Here is a 15,987-nt window from a genome sequence, read left to right as displayed (position 1 = left end):
ATTGATGTCTAAGAGTCAGGCTTAATTACGACTAAACCTAATTACTTTCGAGACTTAATTACTACCAAAACACAGATACTTGATATCCATGTACTCATCGATGCCTTCTTTAGCTCCTTCGCGGCCAATCCCTGATTGCTTAACCCCACCGAAAGGCGCGACTTCAGTAGAGATCATACCGTCATTAATACCGACCATACCGTATTCAAGAGCTTCTGCTACCAGCCATACGCGGTGGATATTCTGGCTGTAGAAGTAAGACGCCAAACCGTAAATGGTGTCGTTGGCCATTTCGATAAGTTCTTCATCGGTGTCGAATTTCATCACAGGTGCGACAGGGCCAAAGATCTCTTGTTGGACGATGTCCATATCGTGTTTCACGTCTTTAAGAATGACAGGCTGAATAAACAATCCATCAAGCGTTTGAGTTGGCGATACGGGGTTCGCACCTTGCTCAATGGCTCGGTCAATCAAACCTTGAATGTTTTGTTTCGCTCTTTCACTGATGACCGGGCCAATAGTGACACCGTCATCTAATCCGTTGCCAATTTTAAGCTGCTGAACGGCTTGGTCGAATTTTGCTACAAACTCGTCATGCACCTTGCTATGAACGTAGAAACGGTTCGCACAAACACAGGTTTGGCCTGCATTACGGAATTTTGAAGCCATTGCGCCTTGAACCGCAGCGTCGATATCTGCATCGTCAAACACGATAAACGGTGCGTTGCCGCCCAGTTCCATTGAAGTGCGCTTAATACCTTTCGCAGCTTGTGCCATCAAAATACTGCCGACTCGGGTAGAACCAGTAAAAGAGATCTTTTTGATCAGAGGGTGTGATGTGAAAAGCTCACCAATCTGTTCTGGGCTATCACCCAGCACGACTTGAAGTAGATCTTTAGGAATACCTGCTTGGTAAGCCAATTCAACCACAGCAAACGCAGAAAGCGGCGTCTCGTCTGAGGGCTTCACAATAAAACTACAGCCAGCAGCTAGAGCGGGTGCTGCTTTGCGAGTGATCATCGCAATCGGAAAGTTCCATGGCGTAATAGCACTCGCCACCCCAATTGGCTGCTTAATAGTCACCAAGTGTTTGCCTGCGGCGGTACTAGGAATGGAATCACCATAAGTGCGCTTCGCTTCTTCGGCAAACCATTCAATAAAGCTTGCACCATAAACCACTTCGCCCGTTGCTTCTGCCAACGGCTTACCTTGCTCAATGGTCATTAGACGAGCAAGATCCTCTTTGTTTTCAAGGATCAGTTGATGCCAACCACTTAACAATGCAGCACGGGATTTAGCGGGAATTTTTGCCCACTCTTTCTGCGCAACATGAGCTCGCTTGATAGCGTTCTCTAACTCCGCCTCCGATGAGATTGGCGCATGCCCAATAAGCTCACCCGTTGCTGGGTTTGTGACTGCAACTGCGTTGTTCGCTTCTGTCACCATAAAAGAGAGTAAGTGCTGGTTCTTAATGTTTAGCATCGTGATTCCTTTGTTGTGATTACTTTAGACGTGTTGCTTATGTGCGGGTTGGCGAGTGTTCAAATGACTTCGACCAAATGTTCATTGGTCGAAGGGCATTGATGTTGATTTGCTGCTCTTGGTCATTCTCTGAGATAAATATTCTCACTAGCCCCAGTTATCAGACTCTATCTTCGCGAGCGCTTTGGCTGCTTTTTGAAGCGCTGGCAGAAACTTAATTGCTTCGTCTGGTTTTACTCGAATCACTGGTGCTTGTATTGCTAAGCCGAGATTGGATTGGCCAGTAGAAGACGGTATCAATACGGCGATACAGACTAACCCCGGTAAGAACTCTTCATCATCAATCGCAAAACCTTGGATCTTCGCTTCTTCGATGTCTTTCTCTAATGTCGAATAGTCGGTAATGGTTTTCACGGTGTATTGAGTGAGTGGCACACTTTCGATCAGTCTTCTGCGTTGTGATTTCGACATGTGAGCCAAAAACAGTTTGCCTGTTGCCGAGCAATGCACGGGCACGCGAGAGCCGGGTTGCAAATGGAAGCGAAGTGGCGCTTCGGTTTCCGCTCGGTCAAGGTAGATGATCTCACCGCTCGACAGTGCTGTTAGGTTGCAGCTCTCGCCGACTTCTGCTCGAAGGTTTTCAAGAATCGTGCGTCGTGCACTGTGCATGGTGCTATTGAACAGTAGGTTTTCAGCAAGTTTTCGGAGTCGAATGCCAGAGCTGTAATGCTTTTCGTCACCATCTCTTTGAATGATGCCCGCGGCTTCCAATTGTTGCAGCATGCGGTGCAGAGTTGGTTTCGGTAGTCCGGTTTCTTCGACGAGCCCTTGAAGAGAAATAAACTCATCTTTTTGCGCTATCACCTCTAATAGTGCAAAAAGTCGGAGAGTGGGTGTATCTCCTTGAACTTGTGGTGTTTCTGTTTGCATACAGTGATTCATCCTTGCGATATGTCTATGTATAAGAGTGTACATACCAAATTAAAAATCTTCAATTATCTGAATAAAATTTGACCTTTTTTATTATTCCAATAATATAAATATAAATTATGGAACAATTAATCTCAATAAATGGAATTTTAAGATGAAGGCGATTGAACGGATTATTGACAAGGCTCACTTAGATCGTAAGCGAGTGGTTTTGAGCGAAGCGGAAGACCCTCGTGTACTCAAAGCGGCGCGATTGGCGATAGATAAACAGCTCGCTTACATCACGCTGGTCGGTGATGAAAAGGCGATTATCGAAGCGGCGCAGTTGAACCACATTAATCTCGCGGGCATTCACATTGTTTCACCTGAGGTATCTGCACTTAAAGAAGTGTTAGCCGAGCGGCTTCATCAGTTAAGGAAAGCCAAAGGCATGTCGTACGACGATGCTTTAGAAATGGTCAAAGACCCACTGATTTTTGCCAACTTGATGGTAAGAGAAGGGCTAGTTGACGGCACAGTAAATGGCGCGGTTTATACAACGTCAGATGTGGTGCGAGCTGCGCTGCAGATCATCGGGCCAGCACCAGACAGTGAATTGGTATCGAGCTTCTTTCTGATGATGTTGTGCGAGCCTTTCCATAATCTTAAAGGCGGCATGATTTTCAGTGATTGTGGTTTGGTGATTAACCCCAATGAAACCGAGCTTGCATCGATCGCAGTGGCCGCATCAAACAGTGCTCAAACGCTGCTTATGGAAGAACCTAAGGTGGCAATGTTGTCATTTTCTACCAACGGTAGTGCTAAACACGAATCGGTCGATAAGGTTCGCAATGCCGCTCAGTTAGTGAAACAGTGTTGTCCCGGAATAGCCGTCGATCAGGACGTTCAACTCGATGCTGCGATTGTCACTGAAATAGCCGCGAAAAAGTTGCCCGATTCAGAAGTGAAAGGTCAATCTAACGTGTTGATATTCCCTAATTTGGAAGCGGGGAATATAGGTTATAAGCTCGCAGAAAGGTTAGGTGGCGCGGTCGCGATTGGTCCTTTGCTACAAGGGCTGAATCAGCCCGCCAATGACTTATCTAGAGGGTGTAGTGCCGAAGATATCTTTAACGTAATTGCGGTGACCGCCGTACAAGCGCAGCAAGGGAAAGTGTCTAACTCTAAGGCTGATATTGAAGCTGCTGCTGATTCTGAAAATAGCGAAGAATCGACATTTGAGTTCAGGTATTAAAATCGAGCTCCTGAAGCTGATACTCACATTCAAATCAAACGCAAAACAACCCAATTAGGATTGCTAATGGAGTTACCTGTTTTACTCGCCATTCTTGCCACTATTGCGGTCGGTACCTACTTCCAAACTGTCACGGGTTTTGGCCTCGGTATCATCGTGATTGGTTTGACGGTCAGCCTTAATTTGGTTTCTTTACCCGTTATAGCCGCTGTGGTCAGTATTGTGACCTTGTTCAATTGCTTGGTCGCTTTAATGGGTAAACCATTACTTGGGGAGCTCAAGATTCTGGTGGTGTTAGTGATCGGTATTATCCCCGGCGTGTCACTTGGTGTGTTTTTACTGGACGAGTTGAGCGATTCAGCAACGCATATTCTCCGAGGACTATTGGGTGCGATGGTGCTATTCGCAGGTTTGAGTTTTATGTTCAAACCTAAAACCAGAAAAGAGCGCTCGGCAACTGTATCGTTTTTGTTATCTGGTTTTAGCTCTGGGCTAGCGGGAGGGTTGTTTGGAATGGCGGGTCCACCGATTGTTTACCACCTCTATCGGCAGCCTTTTACGCTCGATCTGGTGCGAAGCACACTGCTGATGGTGTTCGCTTGTACCTCTATGTCTCGTACTGTGAATGTCTACGCTGCAGGCGATATGGAACAGAGCATACTGTGGTTATCCGCTATTGCTGTTCCTTTGGTTGCACTTGTCACTATGTTTGCTCGGCGCTTCCCACCGCCGTTGTCGAATGACCAACTCAGAAAGCTGGTATTTATTGTGCTGATGTTGATTGGTGGGTATTTAATGGCTGTCTCTGCATGGTCGTTGCTTGCTATATCTTAGTTTCTTGTTATCTCTTAGTTGCTCGCCACCTCTTAAGAACATCAGATAAAAGGCTAGCGGCATGCTAGCCGATACGTCACTGCTCACCGAAACGTAATAGCTCACCTGAGCACACGTACAAACATAAACCTTAACGCTTTAGCATCTCAAAGATACTCCTAGATAACCCAAACAAGCAGCTCTCCTGCACATCTAAAGTGATGTTACTTCGGTAGTATGGGCTTAAATCGACGCCCATTCCCACACCATGAATTTCGATACTGTTTTGGCTCGATTCGCGCTCGATCACTTGTTTGAGATGGTTATCCAAATAGAACTGATCGTTGGCAGTGCTGGTGGCAGTATCCATCGGACAGCCGTCTGAGAACACGATTAAAACCTTTCTCTGCGCGCTGTGCTGTTGCAGCCGAAGGCTAGCGAACTGAACCGCTTCGCCATCAATCCCTTCTTTAAATATATCGGCTTTACGAAGGCTAGCAATGCCAAGGCGAGAGCGTCTCCAATGTGTATCAAAATCCTTAAACACAATATGTCTAACTTCGTTTAAGCGGCCTGGGTGTTTTGGCTGACCTTGCTTGAGCCACTGCCGATAAACCTTACCACCGTTCCAGTTATTGGTGGTGAAGCCAATAATCTCAAAAGGAATGTTGGCTAGCCCAACGGATTTGAGAATCGTATCCATCAACAAACTTAGCTTGTGACTGTGTTTTTGCATAGAACCTGAGCAGTCCATTAGAAATGTGATGGCACATTGATGAGACGCGCCAATGTCAGGTTGATAAAAGACAGCACGATCCAACGGTGATGTGATGAGTTTGGTGATAGTGGTGGCGTTGACGATGCCTTCTTCCAAATGATCCTGACGTCGATTCCTTTGGGGCGTCGCAACAAAGCTGGTGAGCATAGCGGCTAAACGGCGGGTGTTCACTTGTCTCGCCATAATGTCATCGGTGAGCTTTTGCCTAAGCTCGAGTAACAGGGCGCGCCTGACGAGTTTATCTGCGGCAACCACTTGGTCAAATTCTGAATTAAAGACCTGATAATTGGCGCCCGACAGTTCAAACACCTTACTACTACCCGTGATATCGGTATCGACGTCTTCATCTTGAATGTCGCCATCAACGATAAGGGCAAGCTGCGCGAGGATCTTGATGTCTTCTTCAACCGTTGGCGTGGTTGAGCTATTACTCTCTTGCTCTTGGTTGATGAGCTCTTGCGCTAAAAAGGCCAGTTCATTGGCGCAGTGAGCAAACTGTTGTTGGTCGGCTCGATGCTCCTTCAAGCGCTTCAGGCTGCTTCCGAAAATAGGCACGATGCCGGAGCGAGTCGATTCAATGGTTTCCGCAATTGGTTCCGAAACTGGAACACCGGTTAAGCGGGTGTGGATGACCTGCATCAGCGTGAACAGTAGCATCCCAATTCGAGATTCAGTAAAACCATTCTGATGATATTGGTCGCTCCAATAAGCAAAGTTGAATTGAATGCTCTTAGTCACGCCTTTTAGATAAAGCGGAACTTGCGATTCAATTCGTACTTGTTCGCAGAAATCATATAACAGACGTTCGACTTCGTTTTTAGGTCGTAGTGAATAGTGAAGATTTGTGTCGGAAAGCAAGAGTCGTAATGCAGATGAATCGATCTTTCCTTGCATCGAAAGCTTGCTGTTTTTCAACTCATGGCGAGACACAAAGGTGAGATCGTTGGTGTGGGCAGACTGATAATAGCAAGGGTTGTTGCCGTTATAGAGACGCTCTCCCCGATAATTCAGGTTCAATTCACCACTGATCGCTCTAGCGACAGACACACCAAGGTCGAGGATCTTTTTCTGCTGAGAAGAAACATTGGCCATGGTTTACGACTCCGACTGCACATAACTTTGAGTATGCGTTTCAAGAGTCTCACCAAAGCAGCGGAAGTAATATTCGCTCACTAGCTCTTTCTCTTCATCTTCACAACGGTTTAGGAATGAAAGCCTAAATGCAGTCGCTACGTTATCGAATATACGGATGTTTTCAGCCCATGTGATCACGGTTCTCGGAGACATTACCGTCGACAGATCGCCTGCTCTAAAACCATTTCGAGTTAAACCAGCGGTTGCGATCATTTTCTCTACTAACTGCTGACCACTTTCACTGTTCAGCTCTGGGCGCTTTGATAACACGATCTTGGTTTCATGTTGCGGATCTAAATAGTTAAGCGTGGCGATGATGTTCCATCGGTCAAGCTGACTATGGTTAAGTACTTGAGTTCCGGAATATAAACCCGAGAAGTTACCCAAACCAAGCGTGTTACAGGTAGCAAATAGCCGGAAAGAGGGGTGAGGCGTGATCACTCGGTTTTGCTCTAAAGAGGTGTATTTGCCGTCTTGCTCTAAGAGTTGTTGGATCACAAACATCACATCTGGTCGTCCTGCATCGTATTCGTCTAAGACCAGAGCTATGGGTTGCTGGATACTTTGCGGAAGAATGCCTTCTTTAAACTCTGTCACCTGCATTCCATCTTTAATGACGATGCTGTCCTTTCCTATGAAATCCAATCGGCTTAAGTGTCCGTCTAGGTTGATCCTCAAGCATGGCCAGTTCAATCTCGCGGCGATTTGTTCAATGTGAGAAGACTTGCCCGTTCCGTGTGTACCTTGTATCAGCGTGCGTCGATTGGAGGTGAACCCCGCCAATATCGCTAGTGTTACTTCAGGATCAAAACAGTAATTAGGATCGACTTTAGGAACATATTCGCCCACATGTTCAAATGCCATCACGGTTAGGTTGCTGTCGATCCCAAAGCGTTCTCTCACACTTACCGGTTGCGTTGGTATCAATTGCGCCTCTTTCATCATATTTCCCTCTATATAGCTCATCACTTGTCGCTGCTATCGCGATATGTCATCGATTATTAACAGCTCCTCTTAAGTTAATGGCACTTTTTGTACGAAAAACTACCAATAATGTGATCCAGTTTTATTAATTAGAATGAATTGTTCCAATTTAATATAAAAAGTTGACGCGCAAAAATTCTACTACTAAGGTGAAATTGAATTCGAAAAAGAGACAATTCATTCCGAAAAATGAAATTTTGGTTAACTCAAGGAGAATGGAAGAATGAGTGAGCAAGAAAAACGTACGGTTGTTTCCGGCACAGTAACAATGACACCATCAGAAGCGTTCGTTGAAACTATGGTTGCTAATGATGTTACCGACATGTTCGGCATCATGGGGTCAGCATTTATGGACGCAATGGATATCTTTGCTCCTGCTGGCATTCGATTGGTCCCAGTGGTACACGAGCAAGGAGCTGCTCACATGGCAGATGGTTACTCTCGTGTATCTGGTCGCCATGGCGTAGTTATCGGGCAAAATGGCCCGGGTATTAGTAACTGTGTGACTGCGATTGCAGCGGCGTTCTGGGCACATAGCCCAGTTGTAATTGTGACGCCAGAGACAGGTACAAAAACAATGGGCTTAGGTGGTTTCCAAGAGTGTAACCAGCTTCCAATGTTCCAAGAGTTTACTAAGTATCAAGGACACGTAACGCACCCAGATCGTATGGCGGAATACACAGGCCGATGCTTTGACCGCGCAATGAGCGAAATGGGTCCGACTCAGCTGAACATTCCACGTGACTACTTCTACGGTGAAACTCAAACCGAGATCCCTAAACCTGCGCGTTTAGACCGCGGTCCAGGTGGTGAAAAATCTCTGAATGAAGCGGCAGACCTGATTGCTGAAGCGAAATTCCCAGTCATCATTTCTGGTGGTGGCGTGGTAATGGCCGATGCAGTTCAAGAGTGTGCAGCGTTGGCAGAAAGATTAGGTGCACCAGTAGTGAACAGCTACCTGCACAATGACTCTTTCCCTGCTAGTCACCCATTATGGTGTGGTCCTTTAGGCTACCAAGGTTCGAAAGCTGCAATGAAGTTGATGGCTCAAGCGGATGTGGTTATCGCTTTGGGTACACGTCTTGGTCCATTTGGTACCTTGCCTCAACATGGCATGGACTACTGGCCTAAGAACGCGAAAATCATTCAGATTGATGCAGATAACAAGATGCTTGGCCTAGTTAAGAAGATCTCTGTTGGTATCTGTGGCGACGCGAAAGCCGCTGCGGTTGCTCTATCTGAAAGATTGGAAGGCCGTGCACTGTTGTGTGATGACAACAAAGGCGCTCGTCAAGACACAGTCGCAACAGAAAAAGCACTTTGGGAAAAAGAGCTTGATGAGTGGACACACGAACGTGACTCTTTCAGCTTAGATATGATTGAGGAAAACTCACACGAGACTCCGTTCTCTGGTGGTGAATATCTACACCCACGCCAAGTATTACGTGAGCTAGAAAAAGCGATGCCTGAAGACGTTATGGTCTCAACGGATATCGGTAACATCAACTCAGTAGCAAACAGCTACTTACGCTTTGAAAAACCACGTAGCTTCTTTGCTGCAATGAGTTTTGGTAACTGTGGTTACGCGTTCCCGACCATCATTGGTGCGAAAGCAGCGGCACCTCATCGTCCAGCTATTTCTTATGCTGGCGACGGTGCGTGGGGCATGAGCTTGATGGAAACCATGACATGTGTTCGTCATAACATTCCAGTGACAGCCGTGGTATTCCACAACCGTCAGTGGGGTGCAGAGAAGAAGAACCAAGTCGACTTCTACAACCGACGCTTTGTTGCCGGTGAACTTGAAAACCAAAGCTTTGCAGAGATTGCTCGAGCTATGGGCGCGGAAGGTATCACGGTTGATAAGCTAGAAGATGTAGGCCCAACCTTGCAAAAAGCCATCGACATGCAAATGAACGAAGGTAAAACAACCATCATTGAAATCATGTGTACTCAGGAGTTGGGCGACCCGTTCCGTCGAGATGCACTATCAACACCGGTTCGTTTCCTAGATAAATACAAAGATTACGTATAAGTCATAGGAAGTTTGTCCGGCCACCGCATTATAAAGAGCGTGGTCGGGCAATATTAACGGGCATTGGAAAAGTGCTTAAGTGAAGAACGTAAACGCTTAGTTCAATAATTTCTAGTTAAACATTAGAACACTAATTAAATGTTCATTAGGAACATAAGTGGTTCTAGCTATATACACTTTGTCACTCGTTATTATTAATCGATCCTTAACGAATGGGTCCACAAATATTACGTTTTTTAAGAAGATATATACCTATTATCATTTTGGAAAGTTATAGATAACGATGTTAATTGGCTATTGGATAGCCGTAATGTTGATATTTGGATTGTACCGGATTTAAATTAGGTGACTTATTACATGCATGCTGTGAAAAATAAACGTTATATAAGTTCAATAGAAGAACTGTATGAAATAATCGATTCGCTCATTGCTGATTGTAGTGGGCATCGTGGTTTAATTTACAACGTGTGTGATTATGAAAATAATAACCTGATGCCAAGCTTAGGTCGATCAAATCGAAAGAATATTCGCCGTGTCGAACAAGAACTGCTTTCGACTGTGAGAGTTTATGGCGGGCACTCGTTGAGTGTACACGAGATAAACGATTGGTTATTGATGTGTTTAGCCAAGAAACAGGGGTTTCCAACCCGTTTGCTTGAATGGACAGATAACCTGATTAATGCGCTGTGGTCTGTATGTCATAGCCAAAGTAAAGATTGTATCAATATTATTAAACCTATTGATTATCATGAGGTTAGTGTTTTCAACTCACCATGTGATCTCAATAGGACTCAGATATTCAATGTGGCTGATTGTGATCAGCAAGAGCAACGAAAAGACAAGTGGTATTCCATTCACCCATTTAAGGAAGGTGGCAATGATGCCATTCAGCCTTTGTACGATGAGAAAGAATATTCAAACGGTCTAGTGTCCGTTCATATTCTTCCATCAGCGAAAGTAAACCTGATAAAGGAATTAATCTCCATGAATGTTTTAAATGAACCGACAGAATATATTGAAGAGAAACTGGCTGATTTAAAAAATGAAGCCCATGTAGATAGTAATCAAGCGATTAATAAAAGTGAGGGTAATATCGAATTACAAGTTAATACTCATGATCGCCAGCTTGAGCAGTATGGCCGAAAGTACCATCAAGATTTTGATTTCGACTAAAGTCTAATATTTTCACCGGTTTTATTTAGATCTCATATAAATCTAGTGATTTACAGGATAAATAAAATTAGAACACCAATTAAATTATAAAAAGATGAAATCTGTGAGCTTAAAGATTGTTTATAAAGTAACTCGAAGTTAGAGTGGCTAAGCTTGTTATCAAGTTGTTAAATTTCTCACAAATCTAGTTTAAACACTCTAATAAAAAGTGGCGCAAAGCTACTGAAATTTAAACCAATAACGAAAACATAAAGGATTCTGGAATATGAATATGCAAACCAATGCAGCGACATTCGTGCTGGAAAACCAAGTCGACACCGCCTTTTTACAGTCTTTTAGTGATGCATGGAATAACCATGATATTGAAGCGCTAATGTCGTTTATGACCGAAGACTGTGTCTTCCACACCGTGGCAGGAGAAGGCGTACTTGGAAACACTATCGAAGGGTATGAAGCCGTTCGCAATAGCTTTGAATTGGTTTGGCAGAACTTTCCAGATGCAGCCTGGAGCGACCCTGTCCACTTTGTGTGTGGCGACCGCGCGGTGAGTGAATCAACGTTCTCTGCGACTAACCCTGATGGCACAGTCATCGAAGCTCGTATGGTAGACGTGTTTACCCTGAAAGATGGAAAAATCAGCGTAAAAAATGCCTTCCGTAAAACAAGACCATTTCTTACTACAAATAAGGTTACTCCTAACAACACTCCCAAGAGCTAGACACGAAACCACAACCCGTTCACGTGTTATGACTAGGAGAGTCGAATTATGAGTTTAGTAATGGAACAACCGGCTGCCGATGTGCCGCCAAAGGTGACAAGCACCCAAGCACAAGATAAATACGATCCAAAATACGATCCACTTAAAGACAAGAGCCCAGGTCACGGTAAGGAATACGCCCCGACTTATTGGGTAGATACCGCAGGTGTACCACCTGAAGATGATGGTCCAATTACATCGGATATGGATGTCGACGTGGCGATAATCGGTTCAGGCTACACTGGCCTAAGCACCGCGATACACCTTGCTGAAATGTACGGCATTAAAGCGACTGTGATTGAAGCTAACCGTTTGAGTTGGGGCTGCAGTACCCGAAATGGTGGTCAGGCTCAGTGTGCGTCAGGACGTTTGAAACGCTCTCAGTGGATTGAACGTTGGGGACTCGAAACCGCACTGAAAATGCACCGCGAATGCGTAGATGGTATGAACACATTTAAGTCTCTAATTAAAGACATTGATTGTGACCCACAGCCGGGTGGCCACTTATATGTTGCCCATCGTCCAAAAGTGATGGCAACACTTGAAAAAGAAGCCAAGTTGCTGCGTGACACGTTTGATTATGATGCGCAGATCTTAGATGCGGAAACCGTAAAACGTGATTACGTTGGTGACCAAGAAGCGGCAGGCGCAATGCATGAGCCAGAAGGCATCGGTATTCATGCAGGGAAATTGGCGTTTGGCTATCTAAGAAAGGCGAGAGCACTCGGCGTAAAAGTTCACCCAGCAAGCCCTGTGATGGGATGGGAAACTCGCAACGGTGTGCATTACTTGAAAACGCCAGGTGGTGTGGTTAAGGCTCGCTCTGTCGGTGTTTGTACCGGTGGATACACTAGCCAAGGTTTGCATTCAGAGCTTAAGAATCGCCTATTACCAGTACTTTCTAACTCGATGGTGACGCGTCCGTTAACTCAAGACGAAATCGCTGCGTGTAACTTCAAAACCAACCAGGTGATTACTGATACCAGAATCCTGCGTCATTACTACCGTTTGCTACCCGATAACCGAGTGCAGATCGGTACGCGCAGTGCCATCAGTGGCAAGAATGCACCTGAAAAGAAATACGAAGATATGTTGAGAGCGGATTTAACCCGAAAATTCCCTTCTCTCGATCAGATCAAAATCGATTATTCATGGTGGGGTTGGGTGGATGTTAGCCACGACATGATGCCAAGAATCTATCAGCCGAATCCAAAGCAATCCATATTCTACGCACTAGGGTATGGCGGCAATGGTGTGATGTACTCCGCTCAAGCAGGCAAGCGCCTTGCTCAGTGGATCGCAGGTGAAGGTCATAAGCTTGACTTGCCAATATTTGAATCAAAACTTCCGTTCCCCAACGTGAGGGAAGTGGTGGAATCTGAGATGTTTGCACCATTTCGAAGAGTAGGGCAACAGTTCCTTTATCAGTGGTATTCGTTAAAGGATGAAGTGCTTTAACTACTCGAACATTGTTTCCAAAATAGGGAAATAGAACTACGACCAGGAAAGTTGTACCAGGTCACCTTGTGAGCAAAGTACAGGCAGGAAGTCTGTATGATATGAAAGGTTAAGACTATGAAATTTATTAAAAATAAAATTATTGCTGGCGTCACAATTGTAGCAACAGCGATGCTATCTCATGCTGCGGCAGCAGCAAATTTTAAAATGGCTATCGGCGATGCTGCTGGTGGTACTCAATGGGAATTAGCGACATCATTTTCTGAATTGATGGCGCAAAAAACAGACGGTAAAGTCAAAATCGACCTGTTCCCGAATGGTCAATTAGGCAATGAGCAAGACACCGTCAACGACGCGGCAATCGGCTTACTCGACTTCTCCGTATTGGCGATCAATAACGTAACGCCTTTCTCTCCAACGGTTGGTCTATTGACTATGCCTTACGTCATTCAAAGTGCAGAAGAAGCGGTGTTATTAACTCAAGGCCAAGTAGGTCAAGATCTTGTCGATAACACCATTCGTGATGCAGGCGTTCGCATCGTAGGTTGGGCTTATTCTGGCTTTAGGATTCTGACTAACTCTAAAAAATCAGTGGCTTCACCTGCGGATTTAAAAGGACTAGTGATTCGTGTACCTCGTAATGAAATCATGATTGCTTCGTACCAAGCATGGGGTGTAAACCCAACACCAATGGCTTGGTCTGAGACCTTTACTGGCCTACAACAAGGTGTGGTTGATGGTCAAGACAACCCATATATCACTGTTCATGCGATGAAGTTCAATGAAGTACAAAAGTACGTAACAAATCTGCGTTACATCTTCTCACTTGAGCCGCTAATCGTCAGTGAAACTGTCTTCCAACAACAGACGCCTGAAATGCAAAAGATCATTCTTGAAGCAGGTCAGGAAGCGACAGAGCACAGCTTCACTTACTTAGAAAATACTGAAAACAAGATCCGTGAAGAGCTACAAGCAAAAGGCATGGTATTCACAGACCCAGCAGACAACGAGCAAGAGTGGATCAGCAAGGTAACGAAATCAGTTTGGCCTAAGTTCTATTCAAGCATTGGTGGCAAAGACAAGCTAGACGATGTTCTTGAGTTACTAGGTAGAAAGTAACGATTAGATACGCCCTATCTGCTGTTCTCCGCTACTTAATCACCTAGCGATAGAACAGTGAGATAGGGCATTTACATGGCTTTACTCGTTGATCTGTTCTGTACCTGATCTTTTTAGGACCGTGAGCGACTGGTTGTCATGTGGAAATCAACATTGGAGGTTATATGTCAGTCGCTAAAACTATAAAAAAGCATCTTAACAACATCGAGGAATATACATGTTGTCTGCTGCTAGCAAGCTTTGTCCTATTACTGTTCACACAAATTCTTACTCGTCAGCTCTTTGATTACTCCATCCCTTGGGGTGATGAAGTGGCGACTTACATGTTCGTCTGGTTTGCCTATCTAGGCGCTGTTGTGGCGGCCAAAATGTCAGCCCATAACCGAGTGAGCTTCCATTTCAAATTCTTCCCTCCAATCGTGCAAACCGTGAGTGAAACCATCGCTGACTTCTTATGGTTATGTTTCAACGGTTACTTTGTTTACCTCAGCTACGATTTCGTGTTCAACAAAATGAACCTGTTTTGGAAGTCTCAGACGACAGGCATCCCAATGAAGTACTTCTACATGATTTTGCCTATCGCGTTTTCCTTGATGATGATTCGAATTATCTGGAACAACTACGAGCGTTTATTCAAGGGCGCGACCAACGAAGATCCGGAAGTTAAAGAACTGCGCAAAATGACGGCACAAAAATCGACGCAGTAGTCGTCACAGAGAATAGTCGTAATAGAGAGATGTAATAATGGAATCCTATTTAACTCTAATTTTATTTGGTGGCTTTTTAACCCTGTTAATCCTAGGTGCACCAATCACAGTTTCACTGGCCGGCGCTTCGATGGCGGCCTATATGTTGCTCGACAAAAATCCCATCGCTTTAGTACAAATCGCGTTTACCTCGGTGGGTAACTTCCCGTTAATGGCACTACCGGCCTTTGTTCTTGCTGGCGCATTAATGGAGGCGGCGGGTATCTCCAAACGTCTGGTGGATATTGCAGAGAGCTTAGCCGGACCCGTGACGGGTGGCCTTGGCGCTGCAACTGTGATGGCGTGTTTGTTCTTTGGTGCTATTTCAGGTTCAGGCCCTGCAACAACAGCAGCGGTAGGCATGCTAATGGTGCCCGCGATGGTGAAGCGTGACTACGATAAGAGCTACGCCTCGGCAGTTACAGCTGCATCCGGTGGGTTGGGTATTATTATCCCACCATCTATCCCCTTAGTTATTTTTGGCATTTCCGCCATGGGCTTGATGGCACCACCTGAAGCCATTGCTCAACACGGAGAATTCGCCTCTTTATCTATTCCAAAACTGTTTGTCGCAGGGGTTGTTCCTGGATTTATCATGGCGTCGACGCTGGTGGTAACCAACTACTTCATTGCCAAGCGAGAGGGCTATAAAGGGCTAACCGAAACATGGTCATTTGGTGAAGTGAGGCACTCTTTACGCCGTGGTTTATGGTCGATATTGGCTCCGTTTCTGATTCTTGGTGGTATCTACAGCGGTATGTTTACACCGACAGAATCAGCGGTCGTCGCTATCTTCTATTCATTGTTTGTCGGTGTGTTTATTCACCGAGAACTGTCGTTTAAAAGCACGCTCAAGTCTCTGTCAACAACAACCTGGATCACGGGGCGTGTGTTGTTGATTCTATTCGCAGCAACGGTTTTTGGACGCTTGCTAATAGAACAAAAAATCCCAGTTGTAGTGGCTGAATCATTGCTCGGTTTTACCGACAATATGTACATGGTGTGGGCGCTGACGATCACCTTACTGCTGTTCATTGGCATGTTCATGGAAACCTTGGCTGCAATCATGATCATCGTGCCAGTATTACTGCCAATTATGTACATGCTTGGCGCGGATCCAACGCACGTTGGGATCGTGGTGGTGTGTACGCTATCAATAGGTTTTGCAACGCCTCCGCTTGGTGAAAATATCTTTGTCGCGTCAGGGATAGGCGGGGCTACGGTCGAGCAGATCACCGCTAAGATCCATCCCTTTGTTCTTGCATCCGTAGTGGGCGTGTTCGTTATCGCTTTCTTCCCACAAATTACGCTTTGGCTACCGTCCTTAGTGGGCTATTAGGAGAG

At 45.3% G+C, this 15,987-nt stretch carries 13 protein-coding genes; 9 read left to right on the top strand and 4 right to left on the bottom strand.

The window, feature by feature from the left end:
- Positions 1-54: 54 nt before the first annotated feature.
- Together IHV80_RS23935 and IHV80_RS23930 are read right to left on the bottom strand one after the other, a co-directional pair.
- Entirely contained in the window at positions 55-1,482 is a 1,428-nt protein-coding gene (locus IHV80_RS23935; protein WP_192891273.1) for an NAD-dependent succinate-semialdehyde dehydrogenase, read from the bottom strand.
- 147 nt (positions 1,483-1,629) lie between these two features.
- The gene (locus IHV80_RS23930; protein WP_016790487.1) at positions 1,630-2,412 is read right to left on the bottom strand and encodes an IclR family transcriptional regulator; all 783 of its coding nucleotides are present in this window, start codon (positions 2,410-2,412) and stop codon (positions 1,630-1,632) included.
- 154 nt (positions 2,413-2,566) lie between these two features.
- Here IHV80_RS23930 and pta point away from each other — a divergent pair, with 154 nt between their 5' ends.
- Complete coding sequence (gene pta / locus IHV80_RS23925; RefSeq protein ID WP_192891272.1) at positions 2,567-3,646, top strand: phosphate acetyltransferase; 1,080 nt, start codon at positions 2,567-2,569, stop codon at positions 3,644-3,646.
- 66 nt (positions 3,647-3,712) lie between these two features.
- Positions 3,713-4,480, top strand: a complete 768-nt coding sequence (locus tag IHV80_RS23920; protein WP_192891271.1) for a TSUP family transporter — start codon at positions 3,713-3,715, stop codon at positions 4,478-4,480.
- A 130-nt stretch (positions 4,481-4,610) separates the two neighbouring features.
- Here the strand turns inward: IHV80_RS23920 and IHV80_RS23915 are convergent, their stop codons facing one another.
- The gene (locus IHV80_RS23915) at positions 4,611-6,329 is read right to left on the bottom strand and encodes a cobaltochelatase CobT-related protein (RefSeq protein WP_192891270.1); all 1,719 of its coding nucleotides are present in this window, start codon (positions 6,327-6,329) and stop codon (positions 4,611-4,613) included.
- Between the two features lie 3 nt (positions 6,330-6,332).
- A complete protein-coding gene (locus IHV80_RS23910; protein WP_192891269.1) occupies positions 6,333-7,316 on the bottom strand; it encodes an AAA family ATPase in 984 nt (327 codons plus the stop codon).
- 262 nt (positions 7,317-7,578) lie between these two features.
- Here IHV80_RS23910 and xsc point away from each other — a divergent pair, with 262 nt between their 5' ends.
- From xsc to IHV80_RS23875, 7 genes are all read left to right on the top strand, one after another.
- Positions 7,579-9,390, top strand: coding sequence for a sulfoacetaldehyde acetyltransferase (gene xsc / locus IHV80_RS23905; protein ID WP_004731917.1), 1,812 nt, complete (start codon positions 7,579-7,581; stop codon positions 9,388-9,390).
- A gap of 357 nt (positions 9,391-9,747) precedes the next feature.
- Positions 9,748-10,563, top strand: coding sequence for an FRG domain-containing protein (locus IHV80_RS23900; RefSeq protein ID WP_192891268.1), 816 nt, complete (start codon positions 9,748-9,750; stop codon positions 10,561-10,563).
- A 265-nt stretch (positions 10,564-10,828) separates the two neighbouring features.
- The gene (locus IHV80_RS23895) at positions 10,829-11,281 is read left to right on the top strand and encodes a nuclear transport factor 2 family protein (RefSeq protein ID WP_192891267.1); all 453 of its coding nucleotides are present in this window, start codon (positions 10,829-10,831) and stop codon (positions 11,279-11,281) included.
- A gap of 48 nt (positions 11,282-11,329) precedes the next feature.
- Complete coding sequence (locus IHV80_RS23890) at positions 11,330-12,778, top strand: NAD(P)/FAD-dependent oxidoreductase (RefSeq protein ID WP_192891266.1); 1,449 nt, start codon at positions 11,330-11,332, stop codon at positions 12,776-12,778.
- 117 nt (positions 12,779-12,895) lie between these two features.
- Positions 12,896-13,897, top strand: coding sequence for a TRAP transporter substrate-binding protein (locus IHV80_RS23885; protein WP_192891265.1), 1,002 nt, complete (start codon positions 12,896-12,898; stop codon positions 13,895-13,897).
- Positions 13,898-14,061: 164 nt separating this feature from the next.
- Positions 14,062-14,604 (top strand): TRAP transporter small permease, encoded by a 543-nt coding sequence (locus tag IHV80_RS23880; protein WP_102414182.1) that lies wholly within the window; start codon positions 14,062-14,064, stop codon positions 14,602-14,604.
- Positions 14,605-14,641: 37 nt separating this feature from the next.
- Positions 14,642-15,982, top strand: coding sequence for a TRAP transporter large permease (locus tag IHV80_RS23875; protein WP_192891264.1), 1,341 nt, complete (start codon positions 14,642-14,644; stop codon positions 15,980-15,982).
- Positions 15,983-15,987: the final 5 nt, after the last annotated feature.

Source organism: Vibrio bathopelagicus (assembly GCF_014879975.1).
Taxonomy (GTDB): domain Bacteria; phylum Pseudomonadota; class Gammaproteobacteria; order Enterobacterales; family Vibrionaceae; genus Vibrio; species Vibrio bathopelagicus.
This window is presented reverse-complemented; position numbering and strand designations above follow the sequence as displayed.

What these genes read in the sequence shown, in the direction of transcription:
- IHV80_RS23885 (WP_192891265.1), top strand. Translation starts at nt 12,896, where the DNA reads ATGAAATTTATTAAAAATAAAATTATTGCTGGCGTCACAATTGTAGCA.
- IHV80_RS23930 (WP_016790487.1), bottom strand. Translation starts at nt 2,412, where the DNA reads ATGCAAACAGAAACACCACAAGTTCAAGGAGATACACCCACTCTCCGA.
- IHV80_RS23875 (WP_192891264.1), top strand. Translation starts at nt 14,642, where the DNA reads ATGGAATCCTATTTAACTCTAATTTTATTTGGTGGCTTTTTAACCCTG.
- IHV80_RS23895 (WP_192891267.1), top strand. Translation starts at nt 10,829, where the DNA reads ATGAATATGCAAACCAATGCAGCGACATTCGTGCTGGAAAACCAAGTC.
- IHV80_RS23900 (WP_192891268.1), top strand. Translation starts at nt 9,748, where the DNA reads ATGCATGCTGTGAAAAATAAACGTTATATAAGTTCAATAGAAGAACTG.
- IHV80_RS23910 (WP_192891269.1), bottom strand. Translation starts at nt 7,316, where the DNA reads ATGATGAAAGAGGCGCAATTGATACCAACGCAACCGGTAAGTGTGAGA.
- pta (WP_192891272.1), top strand. Translation starts at nt 2,567, where the DNA reads ATGAAGGCGATTGAACGGATTATTGACAAGGCTCACTTAGATCGTAAG.
- IHV80_RS23920 (WP_192891271.1), top strand. Translation starts at nt 3,713, where the DNA reads ATGGAGTTACCTGTTTTACTCGCCATTCTTGCCACTATTGCGGTCGGT.
- xsc (WP_004731917.1), top strand. Translation starts at nt 7,579, where the DNA reads ATGAGTGAGCAAGAAAAACGTACGGTTGTTTCCGGCACAGTAACAATG.
- IHV80_RS23935 (WP_192891273.1), bottom strand. Translation starts at nt 1,482, where the DNA reads ATGCTAAACATTAAGAACCAGCACTTACTCTCTTTTATGGTGACAGAA.
- IHV80_RS23915 (WP_192891270.1), bottom strand. Translation starts at nt 6,329, where the DNA reads ATGGCCAATGTTTCTTCTCAGCAGAAAAAGATCCTCGACCTTGGTGTG.
- IHV80_RS23880 (WP_102414182.1), top strand. Translation starts at nt 14,062, where the DNA reads ATGTCAGTCGCTAAAACTATAAAAAAGCATCTTAACAACATCGAGGAA.
- IHV80_RS23890 (WP_192891266.1), top strand. Translation starts at nt 11,330, where the DNA reads ATGAGTTTAGTAATGGAACAACCGGCTGCCGATGTGCCGCCAAAGGTG.